Here is a 16,121-nt window from a genome sequence, read left to right as displayed (position 1 = left end):
TCACACCTCCGTGGCGGTGGCCGTTCGCCCCGCCGAAGATCGGCGCAACCCGGCCAGACCGGCGCTACGCGCTCGTCGCACCACCGGCCCGATGGCCTCGGTGAGTGCCTGTACATCGGCCGCCGTCGAGGTGTGCCCCAGCGAGAAGCGCAGCGAACCCCGCGCGGCCTCCGGCTCCGCACCCATCGCCAGCAGCACGTGGCTGGGCTGGGAGACCCCGGCGGTGCACGCCGACCCCGTGGAGCACTCGATGCCCTTGGCGTCCAGCAGCATCAGCAGGCTGTCGCCCTCGCAGCCCGGGAAGGTGAAGTGCGCGTTGCCGGGCAGCCGCGAAGGCCCACCGCCGACGACGCCGTCCCCGGGATCACCGTTGAGCAGCACGTCCGGAACCTCGCGACGCACTCCGCTGATCAGCTCCTCACGCAGCGCGGCCAGCTTCGGCGCGTGCGACTCGCGAGCGTTGACGGCCTCCCGGACCGCAGCGGCCAGCCCCAGCACACCAGGGGTGTCGAGCGTGCCGGAGCGCACTTCGCGCTCCTGACCGCCGCCGTGCAGCACCGGCGTGCACTTGACGTCCCGCCCCAGCAGCAGCACGCCCACCCCGTACGGGCCGCCGACCTTGTGCCCGGTCATGGTCAGCGCGGACGTTCCCGAAGCGGCGAAATCCACCGGCAGGGTGTCGATGGCCTGCACCGCATCGGTGTGCAGCGGCACCCCGTGGCGCTGGGCGACGACGGCCAGCTCCGCGACCGGGTTGACCGTGCCGACCTCGTTGTTCGCCCACATGACCGTGGCCAGCGCCACGTCGCCCGGGTTCTCCGCCAGCGCCGCCTCGAACACCTCCGGGCGCACCCGCCCGTGCTCGTCGACGCTCAGCCAGGTGATCTCGGCGCCCTCGTGCTCGGCCAGCCATTCGAGGGCGTCGAGCACCGCGTGGTGCTCCACCATCGAGGCCAGGATGCGGCGGCGCGCCGGGTCCTCGGCCCGGCGGGCCCAGAAGATCCCCTTGACCGCCAGGTTGTCGCTCTCGGTCCCGCCCGCGGTGAACAGCACCTCGGACGGCCGGGCACCCAGCGCGTCCGCGATGTCCTCCCGCGACTCCTCCACCGCGCGCCGCGCCCGGCGGCCCGAGGTGTGCAGCGACGAGGCGTTGCCGATCCGGGTCAACGCCTCGCTGAGCGCAGCGACTGCCCCTGGCCGCATGGGTGTGGTGGCAGCGTGGTCGAGGTAGGTCATCGCTCATCCAGGGTAATGCAGGCCGACCGAGCGGAAGCCGCTGGTCAGGACGTCCGGTTGCGAGTCGCGCGCACCAGCGCCAACGCCGTCAGCAGCGCCGCCACCAGCAGCGCCAGGTCCAGCGGCGCGACACCCCTCGCCGGGCTCGCCGAGGTGGCGAGCGCGGCGACCACCACGCCGCCCAGGCCGACCAGCGCGGCCTGGCCGAGCATGTCCGAGATCTGCAGCGCGGCCGAGTTGAACCCGCGCTCGCCCTCCGCCGACAGCGACAGCACCCGCACCGAGGTGCTGGTCACCCCGATGCCCATCCCGCAACCGGCGACGAACCAGCACGCGAAGACCAGCCCGTGCGGGCCCCACGCGGGCAGGCTCAGCGCGAGCCCGGCGATGCCGGTGCCGACCAGCGCGAACCCGGCCGCCACCACGCGCTCGCGACGGAGGTCCCGCTGCCTGCTCTGCCACAGCGCCCCGGCGGTCCAACCGACCGAGCCCACCGTCAACGGCACGCCCGCGGTCGTCGGCGAGTAGTGGTGCACCACGGTCAACGCCAAGGGGACGAACGCCTGCGCGGTGAAGAACAGGCCGGAGAGCAATCCCCGCGAGAGCACCATCCGCGGAATCCCCGGCCGGGCGCGCAAGGTGCCCTTGGGCAGCAGCAGGCGCAGCGAGGGCACCAGCGCCGCGACCCCGACCAGACCGACGAGCAACGAGCTCCACGACGGGTCCTGCGCCGCCCAGTTCAACGCCACGACACCACCGGCCGCACCCACCGCGGCCAGCGGCAACCCGGGCCGCGGCACCGGCGGATCCGCCGAGCGCGCACCGAACCGGCGCGCCGTGGGCACCAGCATCACCGCGCCGATGCACACCAGCGGAGCCAGCCCGAGGAAGACCCACCGCCAGCTCGCCTGCTCGGTCAGCGCGCCCGACACCACCGGCCCGACCAGCGCGGGCACCACCCACGCCGAGGACAGCGCGCCGAACGCGGCCGGGCGGTGCTCCTCCGGGAAGACGCGGGCGATCATCACGTACAGCGCGACGATCAGCACGCCACCGGCCAGCCCCTGCAGCACCCGAGCCACCAGCAGGACCAGCATGTTCGTCGCGAAGCCCGCGACCAGCAGCCCGACCGCGAAGGTGGGCAGCGCCAGCAGCAGCGGCACCGCCGGGCCGCGGCGGTCGGACAGGCGGCCGCCGATCACCGTCCCGATCGCGCTCGCGGCGAGGAAGACGGTGAACGGCCAGGAGTACCAGTGCTGCGCGCCGAACTCGGCGACGATCGTGGGCAGCGCGGTGCCCAGTCCCATCGCCTCGAAGGCGACGAGGGTGATGACCAGGACCAGACCCGCGGTGAAGGTGCGACGTCGCGGATTCCACAGAACACTTCGAGATGTCTCGGCAGTGGCCACCCGGCCAGCCTGCACCCTCCACCGCACTGGAGGTCCAGCGATCTTGGGAAGACTCCCCCTTCAGCGCAGTCGAGCTCACGCGGCGAGGTCGTGCCCGGGCTGTTCGAGGCGGTGCCCGCACGTCGCCCCGCTGGCCGTCGCGATCGACTCCCGAGCCCGCCTGGCCAGCTCCCGGCGATCGCTGCCGTGCAGTTCAGGCAGCACGACCACCTCGACCACCAGCCCGCGGGTGCGGGCCACCGCCAGCACCGAGCTGACCAGCGTCGTCTCCCCGAGGAAGGCCGCCGCCGTGGTGAACCGGCCCGCCCGGTCGCGGAACCGCAGCGCCACCGGCTGCATCCGCGCCCCGGCGTCGAGCGCGGCCTGGAAGACCGCCGGCCGGAACGTCCCGATCTCCCGACCGCACCAGGTGGTGCCCTCCGGGAAAGCGCCGATCACCGCACCGGCCCGCAGCTCGTCGGCGATGGTCCGCACCGAGCCCGGCAGCGCCGACAACCGCTCGCGGTCGATGTAGACCGTGCCCGCCCGCCCGGCCAGCGAACCCAGCACCGGCCACGACCCGACCTCGACCTTGGCCAGCATCCGCATCGGGCACAGCACCTGCAGCGCGACGATGTCCAGCCACGACACGTGGTTGCACACCACCAGCGCACCACCAGCGGTCATCCCGCCGTCGAGCACCATCCGGATGCCCAAGGCGCGCAGCAGCGCCCGGAACCACGCCACCATCGCCTGCTGCCGCCGCACCGGGCCCAGCACCGGCAGCACCAGCGCCAGCACGCACCCGCCGAGCAGCAGCCCGACGACCCCGCCCAGGCGCAGGACCAGGTGCAGCAGGCCGACCTCGTCATCGCGGTCCCGCGGCGGCATGCACTGGTCACCGCACGGCGAAACCGGCATCCACGGGTGGTTCATGCCGCATCGCCCAGGAAGAACCGCAGGTAGCGCTGGTCCGCGCGGTCCAGATCCAGCAGCACGAAGAAGTCGGCGACGTCGAAGTCCGGATCGTGCGCCGGGCGCCCGCACACCTGCGCACCCAACCGCAGGTACCCCTTGAGCAGCGGCGGCAGCTGAGCGCGGCCGGTGACGTCGATCGGCTCCCAAGGCCGGTGCGGGTGCACGCGGTGCTCCTCGGGCGCGTAGTGCTTCGCCGACACCGCGTTCCACACGTGCGAAGCCAGCACACCGCCGTCGTCGAGCGGCACGGACGCGCAGCCGGCGAGCATCCGGTGCCCGTGCAGCAGCATGTACCGCGCGATCCCCGTCCACACCAGGCCGATCACGGCCCCGTTGCGGTGCTCCGGGTGCACGCACGAGCGGCCGGTCTCCACCAGCGAGGAACGCAGCGGAGCCAGCGCGGACAGGTCGAACTCGGTTTCCGAATAGAGCATCCCGGCTTCCGCCGCCCGGCCCGGCGGAAGCATCCGGTAGGTCCCGACGACCGCCCCGGAGTTGTCCTCCCGGACGATCAGGTGGTCGCAGTGGTCGTCGAAGGAGTCCCGGTCGACGCCGAACTCCCGACCGGTGACCGTGGCCCCCATCTCCTCGGCGAACACCTGGTAGCGCAGGCGTTGCGCGGCGTGCACTTCGTCGGAGTCTCTGGCCACCAGCAGCGAGTAGTGGACGTCGGCCGCCGCGTTCGGTGCGGCGCTGGCCAGCAGCTGCGTCTCGGACATGCCGAAGGTGTATCGCCGCGCGGCGAACGCCCAACACTCCGGACGAGGACACGGGGCAGGAACTTTCGGTGAATCCCTGGTGCAGGAGGAGAACACTGCCCCGAACGACCGGTTGCGGCACAACCGGACGAGCGGGTTACCCGGGGAGGGCGGCCAACGCGCGCTCCAGCACCGAGGCCGGGCTCGGCTGGGTCGCCATCTCCGCGCTCACCTCGCGCGCAGCATCGCCGAAGGCAGGTTCCTCCAGCAGCTTGCGGACCGCGGCGCGCACCACCTCGACGTCCACTGTGGTCGGATCGTGGGACAGCCCGACGCCGCGGTCCACGACCCGCTCGGCCGACATCGGGTTGTCCGCGAACGCGGGCAGCACCAGCTGCGGAACGCCGTGGTGCAGCGCGGCCGCCGTGGTCCCGGACCCGCCGTGGTGCACCAGCAGCGAACTGGTCGGCAGGAACGCCGACAGCGGCAGGAAACCCACCGCCCGCACGTTGTCCGGCAGCGGAGCGACATCGGCGAGATCCGCTTCGCGCCCCGCCAGCACCACGTCCGCGTCGAAGTCGCCGAGCGCCTCGACGACCACCGACAGGCTGCTCGTGCCGGACATCACCGGCACCACGGTGCCCAGCGTGACACCGATGCGCGGCCGGTCCTGCCGCCGCAGCGCCCACTCCGGCACCGCCGAACCACCGTTGAACGGCACGAACCGCATCGGCCACCACAGCAGCCCGTCGACCTGGTCCGGTTCGTCGCCGACCAGCCCGCCCATGCTCGGCGGCCGCGGATCGATCCGCGCGATCACCTCCGGTGGCCCGTCCGGGATGCCCAGCTGGGCCCGCAGCATCAGGGACAGCTCATCGTCGTCGTAGAAGTTCCGCCCGGTCCGGAAGCTCCCGTCCCGCGACGACCAGGACACCCGGTTGCCGACCTCCAGCACCGGCGCCCCCAGCGCGACCGCGGTCAACCGGCCCGTCGGGTGGTCGGTGGTGTGCACGACGAGGTCCGCGCCGAACGCCCGGCCCACCTCGATGCTGCCCTGCGTCATCGTCAACGTGAACAGCGAGAAGGGGCCAGCGTCCTTGGGCAGCTTCTCGTACGCCTCGGTCAGCCCCCGCACCGCGAGGAACCGCTCGAACTCCGGTGTCGGCTCCTGGGAGCCGGTGGCGCGGATCAGCTCCTGCCACACGTCGTGCCCCGGCAGCACGTCGGCCACCGGCAACCCGGCCCGCGCCGCGGCGTCGACCATCTCACCGGTGGTCGCCACCAGCACCTCGTGCCCCGCGGCTCTGGCCGCCCAGACCAACGGGACGATCGGGAACGTCAGCCCGTAACCGGGCGCAGTCGTGAACAGGATCCGCACGACGTTCGAGCATGCCACCGCTCCCGGGCTCGGCGCACCCGATTTCCCGGCCGGGCAGGGGAACCTTCCCGCCGCGCGCCGGGCTGCGAGCAAGGGAACCTTCCTGTCATCCAGCGGCCCGCGAGCAGCGGAACCTCCCTGCCGCCCAGAGGCTGCGAGCATGGGAACCTTCCTGTCACATGCGCGCCGCCTCGCCGCTCCGGCCCGATCCGGCGACGGCTAGATTCCGGGACATGCAGCAAACGACCGAGCGCGTCGACCTCTACACCGACGGCGCATGCAGTGGGAACCCCGGGCCGGGCGGCTGGGGCGTCGTGCTGCGCTACGGCGACCACGAACGCGAGCTCTACGGCAAGGACGCCGCTACGACGAACAACAAGATGGAGCTCATGGCGGTGATCGAAGGCCTCGCCGCCCTGACCCGCCCGATGCCCTCGGTGCGCATCCACACCGACAGCACCTACGTGCTCAAGGGCATCACCGAGTGGATGCGCGGCTGGAAGCGCAACGGCTGGCTGACCTCGGCCAAGAAGCCGGTCAAGAACGCGGATCTGTGGCAGCGCCTGGACACCGAGTGCGCGCGCCACGGCGACGTCCAGTGGCAGTGGGTGAAGGGCCACAACGGCCACCCCGAGAACGAGCGCGCCGACCGCCTCGCCTGCCGCGGTCGCGACGAGGCCCGGGAGGGCTGAAACGCGAAGGGCGGGCCGCACCTCGGTGCGACCCGCCCTCTTCCGCGTCTTGGGCTCAGCCCTTGCGCTTGGTGATCTCCTCGGTGAGCTGCGGTGCGACCTTGAACAGGTCGCCCACCACGCCGTAGTCGGCGATCTCGAAGATCGGCGCCTCGGCGTCCTTGTTCACCGCCACGATCGTCTTCGAGGTCTGCATGCCCGCCCGGTGCTGAATCGCACCCGAGATGCCCAACGCGATGTAGAGCTGCGGCGACACCGTCTTACCGGTCTGCCCGACCTGGAACTGGTGCGGGTAGTAACCCGAGTCCACCGCAGCACGCGAAGCACCCACCGCAGCACCCAGGCTGTCAGCCAGCTTCTCCACGACCTCGAACGACTCCGCCGAACCCACACCACGGCCACCGGAGACCACGATGTTGGCCTCGGTCAGCTCCGGACGGTCCCCCGCCTCCGCGGGCTGACGACCGGTGATCTTCGCGCCCGAGGCGGCCGGAACCTCCACCGACTCCACCGCCGCCGCGCCCGCGGCCTGCTCGGCCTCGATGCTGCCCGGCAGCACCGTGATCACCGGAACACCCTTGGTGACCTTGGCCTTCGCGTCATAGGTACCACCGAACAGCGAGTGCGCACCGACACCCTCGGCGTCCAGGTCCACGACCTCCGACAGCAGACCGGAGCCGGTCCGGATCGCCAGACGCCCGGCGATCTCCTTGCCGTCGATGGACGCCGGTACCAGCACCGCCGCCGGCGACGCCGAGCCCACCAGGGCGGCGAGCACGTCGACCTGCGGCGTCACCAGGAACTGGCCCACCTCGGCCGACTCCGCCGCGTACACCTTCGCCGCACCATAAGCGCCCAGCGACTCCGACAGCTTGCCCGCGGTGCCCGGCTCGCCGACCACCACCGCCGACGGCTCACCGATCCGGCGCGCCGCGGTCAGCAGCTCGTAGGTGACCTTCTTAACCTCGCCGTCCACGTGATCGACGAGGACCAGAACCTCAGCCATGAAAACTATGCCTCCTCGAAAACCCGTGAACGACTCAGAGCAGCTTCTCGCCGGCCAGGAACTCCGCGACCTGCACGCCGCCCTCGCCCTCGTCGGTGACCTTCACACCACCGGACTTCGGCGGCTTCGGCGCCGACTCGACGACCTGCGAAGCGGCGTTGGCCAGCCCGACCTCAGCGGCGTCGATCCCGGCATCGGCCAGCGACAGCACCGCGACCGGCTTCTTCTTCGCGGCCATGATGCCCTTGAACGACGGGTACCGCGGCTCGTTGATCTTCTCCGTCACGCTGACCACGGCGGGCAGCCCCGCCTCGACGGTGAACACACCCGCGTCGGTCTCGCGCTCGATCTGCACGTTGGAGCCGTCGGTGGTGACCTTGCGCGCGTAAGTCAGCTGCGGCCAGCCCAGCACCTCGGCCACCATCGCCGGAACCGCACCCGCGCGGCCATCGGTCGACTCGTTGCCCGCGATCACCAGGTCGACACCCTCGACGGTGCCGATCGCCTTCGCCAGCGCACGAGCGGTCGCCGGAGCATCCGAACCCGCCAACGCCTCATCGGACAGGTGCACGGCCTTGTCGGCACCCATCGACAGCGCCTTGCGGATCGCATCAGTGGCGCGGTCCGGGCCCATGCACAGAACGGTCACCTCACCGCCCTGCGCCTCCTTGATCAACAGCGCTTCCTCAACCGCGCGCTCGTTGATCTCATCCAAAACCGCATCAGCCGATTCGCGGTCCAACGTGTGATCCGCATCCTTGAGCTTCCGCTCGGAATACGTGTCGGGCACCTGCTTGACCAGGACGACGATGTTCATGGGCCCTCTTCGACCTCCTGCGGACTGACGGCGCTCGCTGGCCCTCCAGCGGCTTTGCTTGCGGACCCGGCGCTGTGCGGCCCGGGTAGGTTGACCTTGCCATGCCCCTCGTGGAAAAGCACAGTGATGCCAACCACCGGTGATGTTACCGGCCGGTAGCGGCGGTTCGGCCGGGCCCCGCACGTGACAGTACTCACCTTTTCCGCCGCGATCCGAACGGAATGATACGGACACCTTCGCGGGGCAGATATGAAGAATGTTTACCGCTTAGTAGCCTGAACCGCATGAGGCAACGCGTCGCCATCGTGACCGACTCGACGGCTTCCATCCCACTCGATGTCGCCGATCAGCTGGGCATCTCCGTCGTCCAGCTGGAGCTGAAGGTCGGCGAGGAGCACAACGACGAACGCCGGGTGCCGCACGCCCAGCTGGCGGAGGCGATGCGCGAGGGCACCCCGGTGGCGACCGGGGAACCGCCGGCGCCCGCCTTCTTCTGGAACTACAGCGACGCGGTGGCAGGCGGCGCCGAGGCGATCATCTCGGTGCACATCTCCGAAGGCCTGTCCCGCACCTGCGACTCCGCGCGCACCGCGGCAGCGGAGATCGGCATCCCGGTCTACGTGGTCGATTCACGCCTGGTCGGGCTCAGCCTCGGCTTCTCGGTGATCGCCGCGGCCGAAGCCGCCGCCTCCGGCGCGACTCCGCAGGGCGTGATGAGCGTGCTGGACCGGCGCCTGCGCAGCACGATGCAGCTGCTCTACGTCGACACGCTGGAATACCTGCAGCGCGGCGGCCGGATCGGCCGGGCGCAGGCGTGGCTCGGCCAAGCGCTGTCGATCAAACCGGTGCTGGCCCTCAAGGAGGGCATCATCGACCAGCAGGCCAAGGGAATCGGCACCGACCGCGCGCTCAAGAAGGCCGTGAGCACGGCGGTCCAGCGGGCGGGCAACAGCCCGGTCGACATCGGCGTCGAGCACTTCGAGTTCGCCGACCGCGCCAAGCAGGTGCTCGACGAGCTGCGCTCGCAGCTGCCCCAGATCCGCCGCGCCACCGTGGCGGAGACGAGCGCGATACTCGGCGCCCACGCCGGACCGGGCGCGCTCGGCGTGACGGTCTCCCCCGCCTGAACCCACCGCCGAACACCCCCGCGGACAACGGCTCCGCGCTGCTCGCCTTTCGCCCGCGAGCCCATTTCGCGCGGACACGGCTGAAGCCGCGCCACGAACCAGGCCCTGAAGGCGCCCGCCGTTCAGGTCGGCATTGCGAAACCGGTTAATTCCGAAGGGATTTCAGCAAATTCCCGGCGATTTCCGGGAAGTTCCCACTCCATCGAGTGATGCAAACAGGCGTTCGACTCCGGATACTCGATTTCGGGGCGGCGCGAAGCGATCACATTCCGCTTCCGCGCCGCGACCGCTCACCCGAAACCGATCTTCCGGAGGAACCCCATGTCGCCCACCACCGTGCTGCGCCTGCTGACCGCCTCAGGCCGACAGCTTGTCCATCGCGCGATGGACGCGCTTGACCGACACCGGGTACGCCGTGCCGATCGCCTGCGCGAACAGGCTCACCCGCAGCTCCTCGATCATCCAGCCGACGTGCTGCAGGGCTTCGCTCGGGGAACGCCCCTGCGGCACCCCGGCCAGCAGGTCCCGATAGCGCTCCTCGACCTCGTCCACCTGGTACATCCAGTCCCGGTCGCGCTGCGGGTGGTACTGGAGCTTGTCCAGCCGCTGCTCGATCGCGCGCAGGTAGCGCACCAGGTCGGGCAACCGGGCGAACCCGGCCGCGGTCACGAAGCCGGGGTGCAGCAGCGCGTCCAGCTGCGCCCGGATGTCGGCGTAGGACTCGGCGGGCAGCACCTTGGCCCGGTCCGCGAGCGCGGACTCGACCCGCTGCGCCGCGACCAGGACCTGCTCCACTTTGGACATCGCGTCGACGGTGACCGCGCCCAGCTGCGCCCGGACCTTGTCCTGCAGCGCGGCGAACGCCGCCTCGTCCCAGACCGGCCCGCCGTTGTCGGCCATCAGCTTGTCGACGGCGCAGCGCTCGCAGTCCTCCAGCACGGCGTTGAGGTCGCCGTACCGGCTGCCGCCCAGCACCAGTCGGGTGGTGCCGCTCATGCCGCGCTGGATGGACTTCACCGGCGAGGGCAGGTTCAGCAGCAGGAGCCTGCGGGTGCCGTCCCACAGCGCCCGGCGCTGCTCCTCCTGCGTGTCGAACATGCGCACCGCGACGCTGTCGCCATCGTCGACCAGCGCCGGATAGGCCTTCACCGCGTGCCCGGACCGCTGCTGCTCGAAGGTGCGCGGCAGCGCACCGAAGCTCCAGGAGCGCAGGCCGCGCTGCTCGATGTCGTCGGCGGCAGCGGAGATCTCCGCGCGCAGCTTCGGCTTCAGCTTCCGCTTCAGCGCGTCCAGGTCCTTGGACTCGGCGAGCTTGCGCCCCTTGCCGTCCACCACCCGGAAGGTCATCTTCAGGTGGTCCGGCACCTTGTCCAGGTCCCACTCGGTGCCCGGCACCGCGACCCCGGTCATCTGCTTGAGGCCCTGCTGCAGGCTCTCCAGCAGCGGAGCGGTCATCGGCTCGATCCGGGACAGCACCGCCTTGGCGAAATCGGGAGCGGGCACGAAGTTCCGGCGCAGCGCCTTCGGCAGCGACTTCAGCAGCGCGGTGACCAGCTCCTCGCGCAGCCCGGGGATCTGCCAGTCGAACCCGCTCGGGTCGACCTGGTTGAGCACCGGGAGCGGGATGTGCGCGGTCACGCCGTCGGCGTCCGAACCCGGCTCGAACTGGTAGGACAGCGCCAACCGGAGTCCGCCCCGCGGCCAGGTGTCCGGGTAGTCCCGGTCGCTGACCGCCGCCGACTGCTGGTTGATCAGCATCGACTTCTCGAAGTTGAGCAGGTCGGGCTGCTCGCCGCGCGCCTTCTTCCACCAGGAGTCGAAGTGCCTGCCGGAGACCACCTCGGCGCCGACGCGCTGGTCGTAGAACTCGAACAGGGTCTCGTCGTCGACCAGGATGTCGCGCCGACGCGCGCGCTCCTCCAGGTCCTCGACCTCGTCGAGCAGCGCCCGGTTCTCGCGGAAGAACGCGTGCCGGGTCTCCCAGTCGCCTTCGACCAGCGCGTGCCGGACGAACAGCTCGCGGCAGAGCTCCGGATCGATGCGGCCGTAGTTGACCTTGCGGCCGACCACCAGCGGAACGCCGTAGAGGGTGACCCGCTCGGTGGCCACCACGGCAGCCCGGTCCTTCTCCCAGTGCGGTTCGCTGTAGCTGCGCTTGACCAGGTGCTGCGCGAGCCGCTCCACCCACTCCGGTTCGACTCGCGCGACGATGCGCGCCCACAACCGGGAGGTCTCCACCAGCTCGGCGGCCATCACCCAGCGCGGTGGCTTCTTGAACAGCGAGGAACCGGGGAAAACGGCGAACTTGGCGTTGCGGGCGCCCTGGTACTCGTTGGCGCCGCGGCCCGGCTGGCCGGACTTCTTCTCGACGTCCTTGAGCCCGATGTGCGAGAGCAGACCGGCCAGCACCGACTGGTGGATCCGCGTCGCGTCGGCCTCCTGGTCGTTGAGCGTCATGCCCATCGACCGGACCATCTGCCGCAGCTGGCCGTAGAGGTCCTGCCACTCGCGCACCCGCAGGTAGTTGAGGAAGTCCGCGCGGCACAGCTTGCGGAACTGGTTGGACGACAGCTCCTTCTGCTGCGTCCGCAGGTACCGCCACATGGAGAGGTAGGTGATGAAGTCGGACTCGGCGTCCTTGTCCACGAAGCGCGCGTGCTTCTGGTCGGCCGTCTGCTGCTTGTCGGTCGGTCGCTCGCGCGGATCCTGGATGGACAGCGCCGCGACGACCACCAGCACCTCGCGCAGGCAGCCGTTGCGCTCGGCTTCCAGCACCATGCGGGCCAGCCGCGGGTCGATGGGCAGCTGCGCGAGCTTGCGCCCGACCGGGGTGAGCCGCTTGTGCAGCTCGGTCTTCGCGCTGTCCAGCGCGCCCAGCTCCTGCAGCAGGTTGACGCCGTCGGTGATCTGCCTGCGGTCCGGTGGCTCCAGGAACGGGAAGGACTCGATCTCGCCGAGCCCCAGGGAGGTCATCTGCAGGATCACCGAGGCCAGGTGGGTGCGCAGGATCTCCGGGTCGGTGAACTCGGGGCGGGCCAGGAAGTCCGCCTCGGAGTACAGCCGGATGCAGATGCCCTCGGAGACCCGGCCGCAGCGGCCCTTGCGCTGGTTGGCCGAGGCCTGCGAGACCGGCTCGATCGGCAGCCGCTGCACCTTGGTGCGGAAGCTGTACCGGGAGATGCGCGCGGTGCCCGGGTCGATGACGTACTTGATGCCCGGCACCGTCAGCGACGTCTCGGCCACGTTGGTGGACAGCACGATCCGGCGGCCGGGGTGCGGCTGGAACACGCGGTGCTGCTCGGCGGCGGACAGCCGCGCGTACAGCGGGAGGATCTCGGTGTTGCGCAGGTTCTGCTGCCGCAGCGCGTCCTCGGCGTCCCGGATCTCCCGCTCACCGCTGAGGAAGACCAGGATGTCGCCGGGCCCCTCCGCGCAGAGCTCGTCCACCGCCTCGCAGATCGCCTGCGTCTGGTCGCGCACCACGTCCTCGGACTCGTCCGAGTCGTCCAGCAGCGGCCGGTAGCGCACCTCGACGGGGTAGGTGCGGCCGGAGACCTCGACCACCGGCGCGTCGTCGAAGTGCCGGGAGAAGCGCTCCGGGTCGATGGTCGCGGAGGTGATGATCACCTTCAGGTCGGGTCGGCGCGGCAGCAGCTGCTTGAGGTAGCCGAGGATGAAGTCGATGTTCAGGCTGCGCTCGTGCGCCTCGTCGATGATCAGCGTGTCGTAGCGCCGCAGCAGCCGGTCGTGCTGGATCTCGGCGAGCAGGATGCCGTCGGTCATCAGCTTGACCAGCGTGTCCTCGCCCGCGCGTTCGGTGAACCGCACCTGGTAGCCGATCGCGCTGCCGAGCTCGGTGCCGGTTTCCTCGGCGACCCGCTCGGCGACGGTGCGGGCCGCCAGCCTGCGGGGCTGGGTGTGCCCGATCACGCCCTTGATGCCACGGCCGAGCTCCAGGCACATCTTGGGCAGCTGGGTCGTCTTACCGGAGCCCGTCTCACCAGCGACGATGACCACCTGGTGATCGCGGATGGCGGCGAGCAGATCGTCCCGGCGCTGGCTGACCGGCAGGTTCTCCGGATAGCGGACCTCGGGTACGTTGGCGCGCCGGTTCTCGATGCGCAGCTCCGCGGTCTCGACCTCAGCGGTGATCGCCTCGGTGACCGACTGCAAGGCCTTGGGGTCGCGGATCTTGCGCGCCCCCTCGATGCGGCGACGCAGCCGACGCTGGTCGTGCAGCATCAGCTCGGGCAAGCGGTCCCGCAGATCAGCGAGCGGAGATTTCACAGACGTACCCATACTCCGGACAAGCATAGAGAAGGCACCGTCACCCCTGCCGCTGATTTTCGCCACCTCACACCGGACGCCGAACACACCAGCGGCCCCGGGGATCTCGATCAGCGGTGCCCGGTGCCAGGCCTGCCCTGGCTGAGACGGCGTACCGCCTCGCGCTGCGCCGCACTGAGCCGGTCGTCCCTGGTCACAACCGCGTACGCACCGCTCCCAGCGCTCCGGAGCACGACCGGATCGCTGATGTCCGGGTGTTCTCCGGCCGTCCGGAGGGCGCCGGAGACCCGGTCCAGCGGCCAGCCGAGCGCTTTGGCCAGCTCATCGGCGGTGAGCGGATCGTCCGCGTGCACGAGCGCGGCGAGCACGGTGCGGGCGTCGCCGATCGCACCGTCCGCGCGGTCACCGGCCATGCTGTCGCGAACGCGCGCGAAGAACCCGCCCATGCTGGTCAGGCGGGCTCCGGCCGGCGTGCCGGTGCCGAAGACCTCGGCTCCCCGCGCGGCCGTCTCCGCCCAGCTGGCCTGCTTTCGAGTGCTCACCAGCCAGGTGCGGTGCCACACGTCGTCATCGATGCAGTACCGCTCGCGACGTGCCCGCGCGTCACGCTCCCGCCTGATCACTTCCAGTCCTTCGAGGTAACCGATGGCCTTGGAGACCGACGCCGGACTGACCCGCAGCCGCTGAACCAGTTCGGCGGAGGTGAGCGCCCCGGAGTCGGTGGTGACCAGGCAGGCGAGCACCCGGGCCGCCATCCTCGGCAGTCCGCTCCGGACCATCAGCGCGGCGAACTGCTCCACGAAGCCGTGCACTGCCTCGGGATCACGCCCGTGCGCAGCGGTTTCACCCGGATTGTGCGGGGTTCGCGCCGACTTGCGCCGCCGCGCTCGGTGTTCGGTGGCCAGGTGGGCGTAGTCCGCTCGATAGCGGTCGGGGCCGCCGTTGCGCGCCACTTCGCGGCTGACGGTGGAGGTCGGCCTGTCCAGTTGCCGGGCGATCTCGGCGTACCCGAGGCGCTCCGCCAGCCCGGCTGCGATACGCCGACGGTCCAGCTGGGTCAGCCTGCCTCCTGGCATCCGCGCCCGCCTCCGTTCGACTCGATGATCGATCCCAGTTTGCAATCACCGACACCCCATTGCAACGACCGCTCAACCGGGGTTGCGTTCGGCACCATCTCATTGCAACGAATCCCGGTAAATCATTGACCCAGAGCGACTTTCCCGGCCATATGCCTTTCTCCAACTGGAAATCGAGACGTAGCGTCCGTTCGACCGAAACGAATCGAGCAGAGGCGTCGACCATGACGAAACCCGTTCCCCGAGCTGCCCAGGCACCGCCATCAACGGCCAGCGACCACACCGCGGTCGAGCGCTTGCTCGACCGGGCGGTGACCGAGGGCGGTGTCCCCGGCATCCTCGCCGAGGCCCGCAGCGGCGACCTGCGCTGGTTCGGCTCCGCAGGCGTGGCCGACACCGAGTCCGGTGGTGCGCGCCTGCCGGAGCACCGGTTCCGCATCGGGAGCATCACCAAGACGTTCGTGGCCGTGGTGGTGCTGCAGCTCGTGTCCGAGCGGAAGCTGGGCCTGGACGACACCGTGGCGCAGCAGCTGCCCGGTGCCGTCCGCGGAAACGGCCACGACGGCGGCCGGACCACCGTCCGGCAGCTGCTCAACCACACCAGCGGGATCTTCGACTACACCCGAGACCAGGAGGCGCTGAGCCAGCGCGAGAGCTACACACCCGAACAGCTCGTGCAGATCGCCATGTCCGGCGCCGCGGACTTCGAACCCGGCGCGAGCTGGGCGTACTCCAACACCAACTACGTCCTCGCCGGAATGCTCGTCGAGCGGGTGACGGGCCGGGAGCTGGCCGACGAGATCGCCCAGCGGATCGCCCACCCGCTCGGCCTGGACGGGACGTACCTGCCGCGCGGGAACGACCAGTCGTTGCGCGGCCCGCACTCCCGGCACTACACGAAGTTGCACCAGCCGGACCCCGGTGCCGAGATCTACGACGTCACCGAGATGGACACGACACCGTTCTGGGCAGCGGGAGGCATGATCTCCACGGCCGGCGACCTGAACGAGTTCTTCGGAGCGCTGCTCGGCGGCCGGCTCATCGCCGCGGAACAGCAGCGGGAGATGTTCACCGCGGTCGCCACCGAGAACTGGATTCCCCGCACCACATACGGTCTGGGCGTCTCATCGGTGACGCTCCCGGACGGCACGATCGCCTGGGGCATGGGCGGCGCGATCTTCGGCTCGTGGTCGTACGCCTACGGCACCCGCGACGGAAGGCGGTTCATCACGACGAACGTCAACGGCGACTGGACGACCGGCGGCTGGGACGACCCGATCGGCATCTTCACCGATGTGCTCCAGGCAGAGCTCCGGCCGGGCGATTCGCGGTGACCGCAGCGCACCACCGCCAGGGCGAGAAACGCCGACGCCTCGGCGAACGACGTTCGCCGAGGCGTCGGGGCAAACTTGAGCGGGGTGGGCCGCGCAGCGCGGCC

The 16,121-nt window shown here is 70.6% G+C and carries 12 protein-coding genes; 3 read left to right on the top strand and 9 right to left on the bottom strand.

What is annotated here, in order from left to right; genetic code table 11:
• From OU416_RS04860 to OU416_RS04840, 5 genes are all read right to left on the bottom strand, one after another.
• Positions 1 to 1,236, bottom strand: coding sequence for a cysteine desulfurase family protein (locus tag OU416_RS04860; RefSeq protein WP_270925602.1), 1,236 nt, complete (start codon positions 1,234 to 1,236; stop codon positions 1 to 3).
• Between the two features lie 44 nt (positions 1,237 to 1,280).
• Positions 1,281 to 2,672, bottom strand: a complete 1,392-nt coding sequence (locus tag OU416_RS04855; protein ID WP_270925601.1) for an MFS transporter — start codon at positions 2,670 to 2,672, stop codon at positions 1,281 to 1,283.
• Positions 2,673 to 2,720: 48 nt separating this feature from the next.
• Positions 2,721 to 3,515 (bottom strand): lysophospholipid acyltransferase family protein, encoded by a 795-nt coding sequence (locus OU416_RS04850; RefSeq protein ID WP_270925600.1) that lies wholly within the window; start codon positions 3,513 to 3,515, stop codon positions 2,721 to 2,723.
• 41 nt (positions 3,516 to 3,556) lie between these two features.
• Positions 3,557 to 4,321, bottom strand: coding sequence for a GNAT family N-acetyltransferase (locus OU416_RS04845; RefSeq protein WP_270925599.1), 765 nt, complete (start codon positions 4,319 to 4,321; stop codon positions 3,557 to 3,559).
• 136 nt (positions 4,322 to 4,457) lie between these two features.
• The gene (locus OU416_RS04840; RefSeq protein WP_270925598.1) at positions 4,458 to 5,678 is read right to left on the bottom strand and encodes a glycosyltransferase; all 1,221 of its coding nucleotides are present in this window, start codon (positions 5,676 to 5,678) and stop codon (positions 4,458 to 4,460) included.
• 233 nt (positions 5,679 to 5,911) lie between these two features.
• On the opposite strand from OU416_RS04840, the gene rnhA reads away from it, so the two are divergent.
• Entirely contained in the window at positions 5,912 to 6,370 is a 459-nt protein-coding gene (rnhA, locus tag OU416_RS04835) for a ribonuclease HI (RefSeq protein WP_270925597.1), read from the top strand.
• Positions 6,371 to 6,425: 55 nt separating this feature from the next.
• On the opposite strand, the gene OU416_RS04830 is transcribed toward rnhA, so the two are convergent.
• Positions 6,426 to 7,376 (bottom strand): electron transfer flavoprotein subunit alpha/FixB family protein, encoded by a 951-nt coding sequence (locus tag OU416_RS04830; RefSeq protein WP_270925596.1) that lies wholly within the window; start codon positions 7,374 to 7,376, stop codon positions 6,426 to 6,428.
• Between the two features lie 34 nt (positions 7,377 to 7,410).
• Entirely contained in the window at positions 7,411 to 8,193 is a 783-nt protein-coding gene (locus OU416_RS04825; protein ID WP_270925595.1) for an electron transfer flavoprotein subunit beta/FixA family protein, read from the bottom strand.
• Between the two features lie 284 nt (positions 8,194 to 8,477).
• Here OU416_RS04825 and OU416_RS04820 point away from each other — a divergent pair, with 284 nt between their 5' ends.
• Positions 8,478 to 9,320 carry a DegV family protein gene (locus tag OU416_RS04820; RefSeq protein ID WP_270925594.1) on the top strand — a complete coding sequence of 281 codons (843 nt, stop codon included), beginning with the start codon at positions 8,478 to 8,480 and terminating at the stop codon, positions 9,318 to 9,320.
• 357 nt (positions 9,321 to 9,677) lie between these two features.
• Here the strand turns inward: OU416_RS04820 and hrpA are convergent, their stop codons facing one another.
• Both hrpA and OU416_RS04810 read right to left on the bottom strand, forming a co-directional pair.
• Entirely contained in the window at positions 9,678 to 13,619 is a 3,942-nt protein-coding gene (hrpA, locus tag OU416_RS04815) for an ATP-dependent RNA helicase HrpA (protein ID WP_270925593.1), read from the bottom strand.
• Between the two features lie 98 nt (positions 13,620 to 13,717).
• Positions 13,718 to 14,683 (bottom strand): GbsR/MarR family transcriptional regulator, encoded by a 966-nt coding sequence (locus tag OU416_RS04810; RefSeq protein WP_270925592.1) that lies wholly within the window; start codon positions 14,681 to 14,683, stop codon positions 13,718 to 13,720.
• A 224-nt stretch (positions 14,684 to 14,907) separates the two neighbouring features.
• On the opposite strand from OU416_RS04810, the gene OU416_RS04805 reads away from it, so the two are divergent.
• Entirely contained in the window at positions 14,908 to 16,017 is a 1,110-nt protein-coding gene (locus tag OU416_RS04805) for a serine hydrolase domain-containing protein (protein ID WP_270925591.1), read from the top strand.
• Positions 16,018 to 16,121 lie beyond the last annotated feature (104 nt).

Origin of the sequence: Saccharopolyspora indica (genome assembly GCF_027853965.1) — a bacterium.
Lineage (GTDB): Bacteria > Actinomycetota > Actinomycetes > Mycobacteriales > Pseudonocardiaceae > Saccharopolyspora > Saccharopolyspora indica.
The sequence above is the reverse complement of the archived record's forward strand: the minus strand, read 5'-3'. Positions and strand labels throughout refer to the sequence as shown.

Bases quoted from the DNA above. Each gene is read 5' to 3' on its own strand.
- OU416_RS04860 (WP_270925602.1), bottom strand. From the start codon at position 1,236: ATGACCTACCTCGACCACGCTGCCACCACACCCATGCGGCCAGGGGCA.
- OU416_RS04850 (WP_270925600.1), bottom strand. From the start codon at position 3,515: ATGCCGCCGCGGGACCGCGATGACGAGGTCGGCCTGCTGCACCTGGTC.
- OU416_RS04845 (WP_270925599.1), bottom strand. From the start codon at position 4,321: ATGTCCGAGACGCAGCTGCTGGCCAGCGCCGCACCGAACGCGGCGGCC.
- rnhA (WP_270925597.1), top strand. From the start codon at position 5,912: ATGCAGCAAACGACCGAGCGCGTCGACCTCTACACCGACGGCGCATGC.
- OU416_RS04830 (WP_270925596.1), bottom strand. From the start codon at position 7,376: ATGGCTGAGGTTCTGGTCCTCGTCGATCACGTGGACGGCGAGGTTAAG.
- OU416_RS04825 (WP_270925595.1), bottom strand. From the start codon at position 8,193: ATGAACATCGTCGTCCTGGTCAAGCAGGTGCCCGACACGTATTCCGAG.
- OU416_RS04820 (WP_270925594.1), top strand. From the start codon at position 8,478: ATGAGGCAACGCGTCGCCATCGTGACCGACTCGACGGCTTCCATCCCA.
- hrpA (WP_270925593.1), bottom strand. From the start codon at position 13,619: ATGGGTACGTCTGTGAAATCTCCGCTCGCTGATCTGCGGGACCGCTTG.
- OU416_RS04810 (WP_270925592.1), bottom strand. From the start codon at position 14,683: ATGCCAGGAGGCAGGCTGACCCAGCTGGACCGTCGGCGTATCGCAGCC.
- OU416_RS04805 (WP_270925591.1), top strand. From the start codon at position 14,908: ATGACGAAACCCGTTCCCCGAGCTGCCCAGGCACCGCCATCAACGGCC.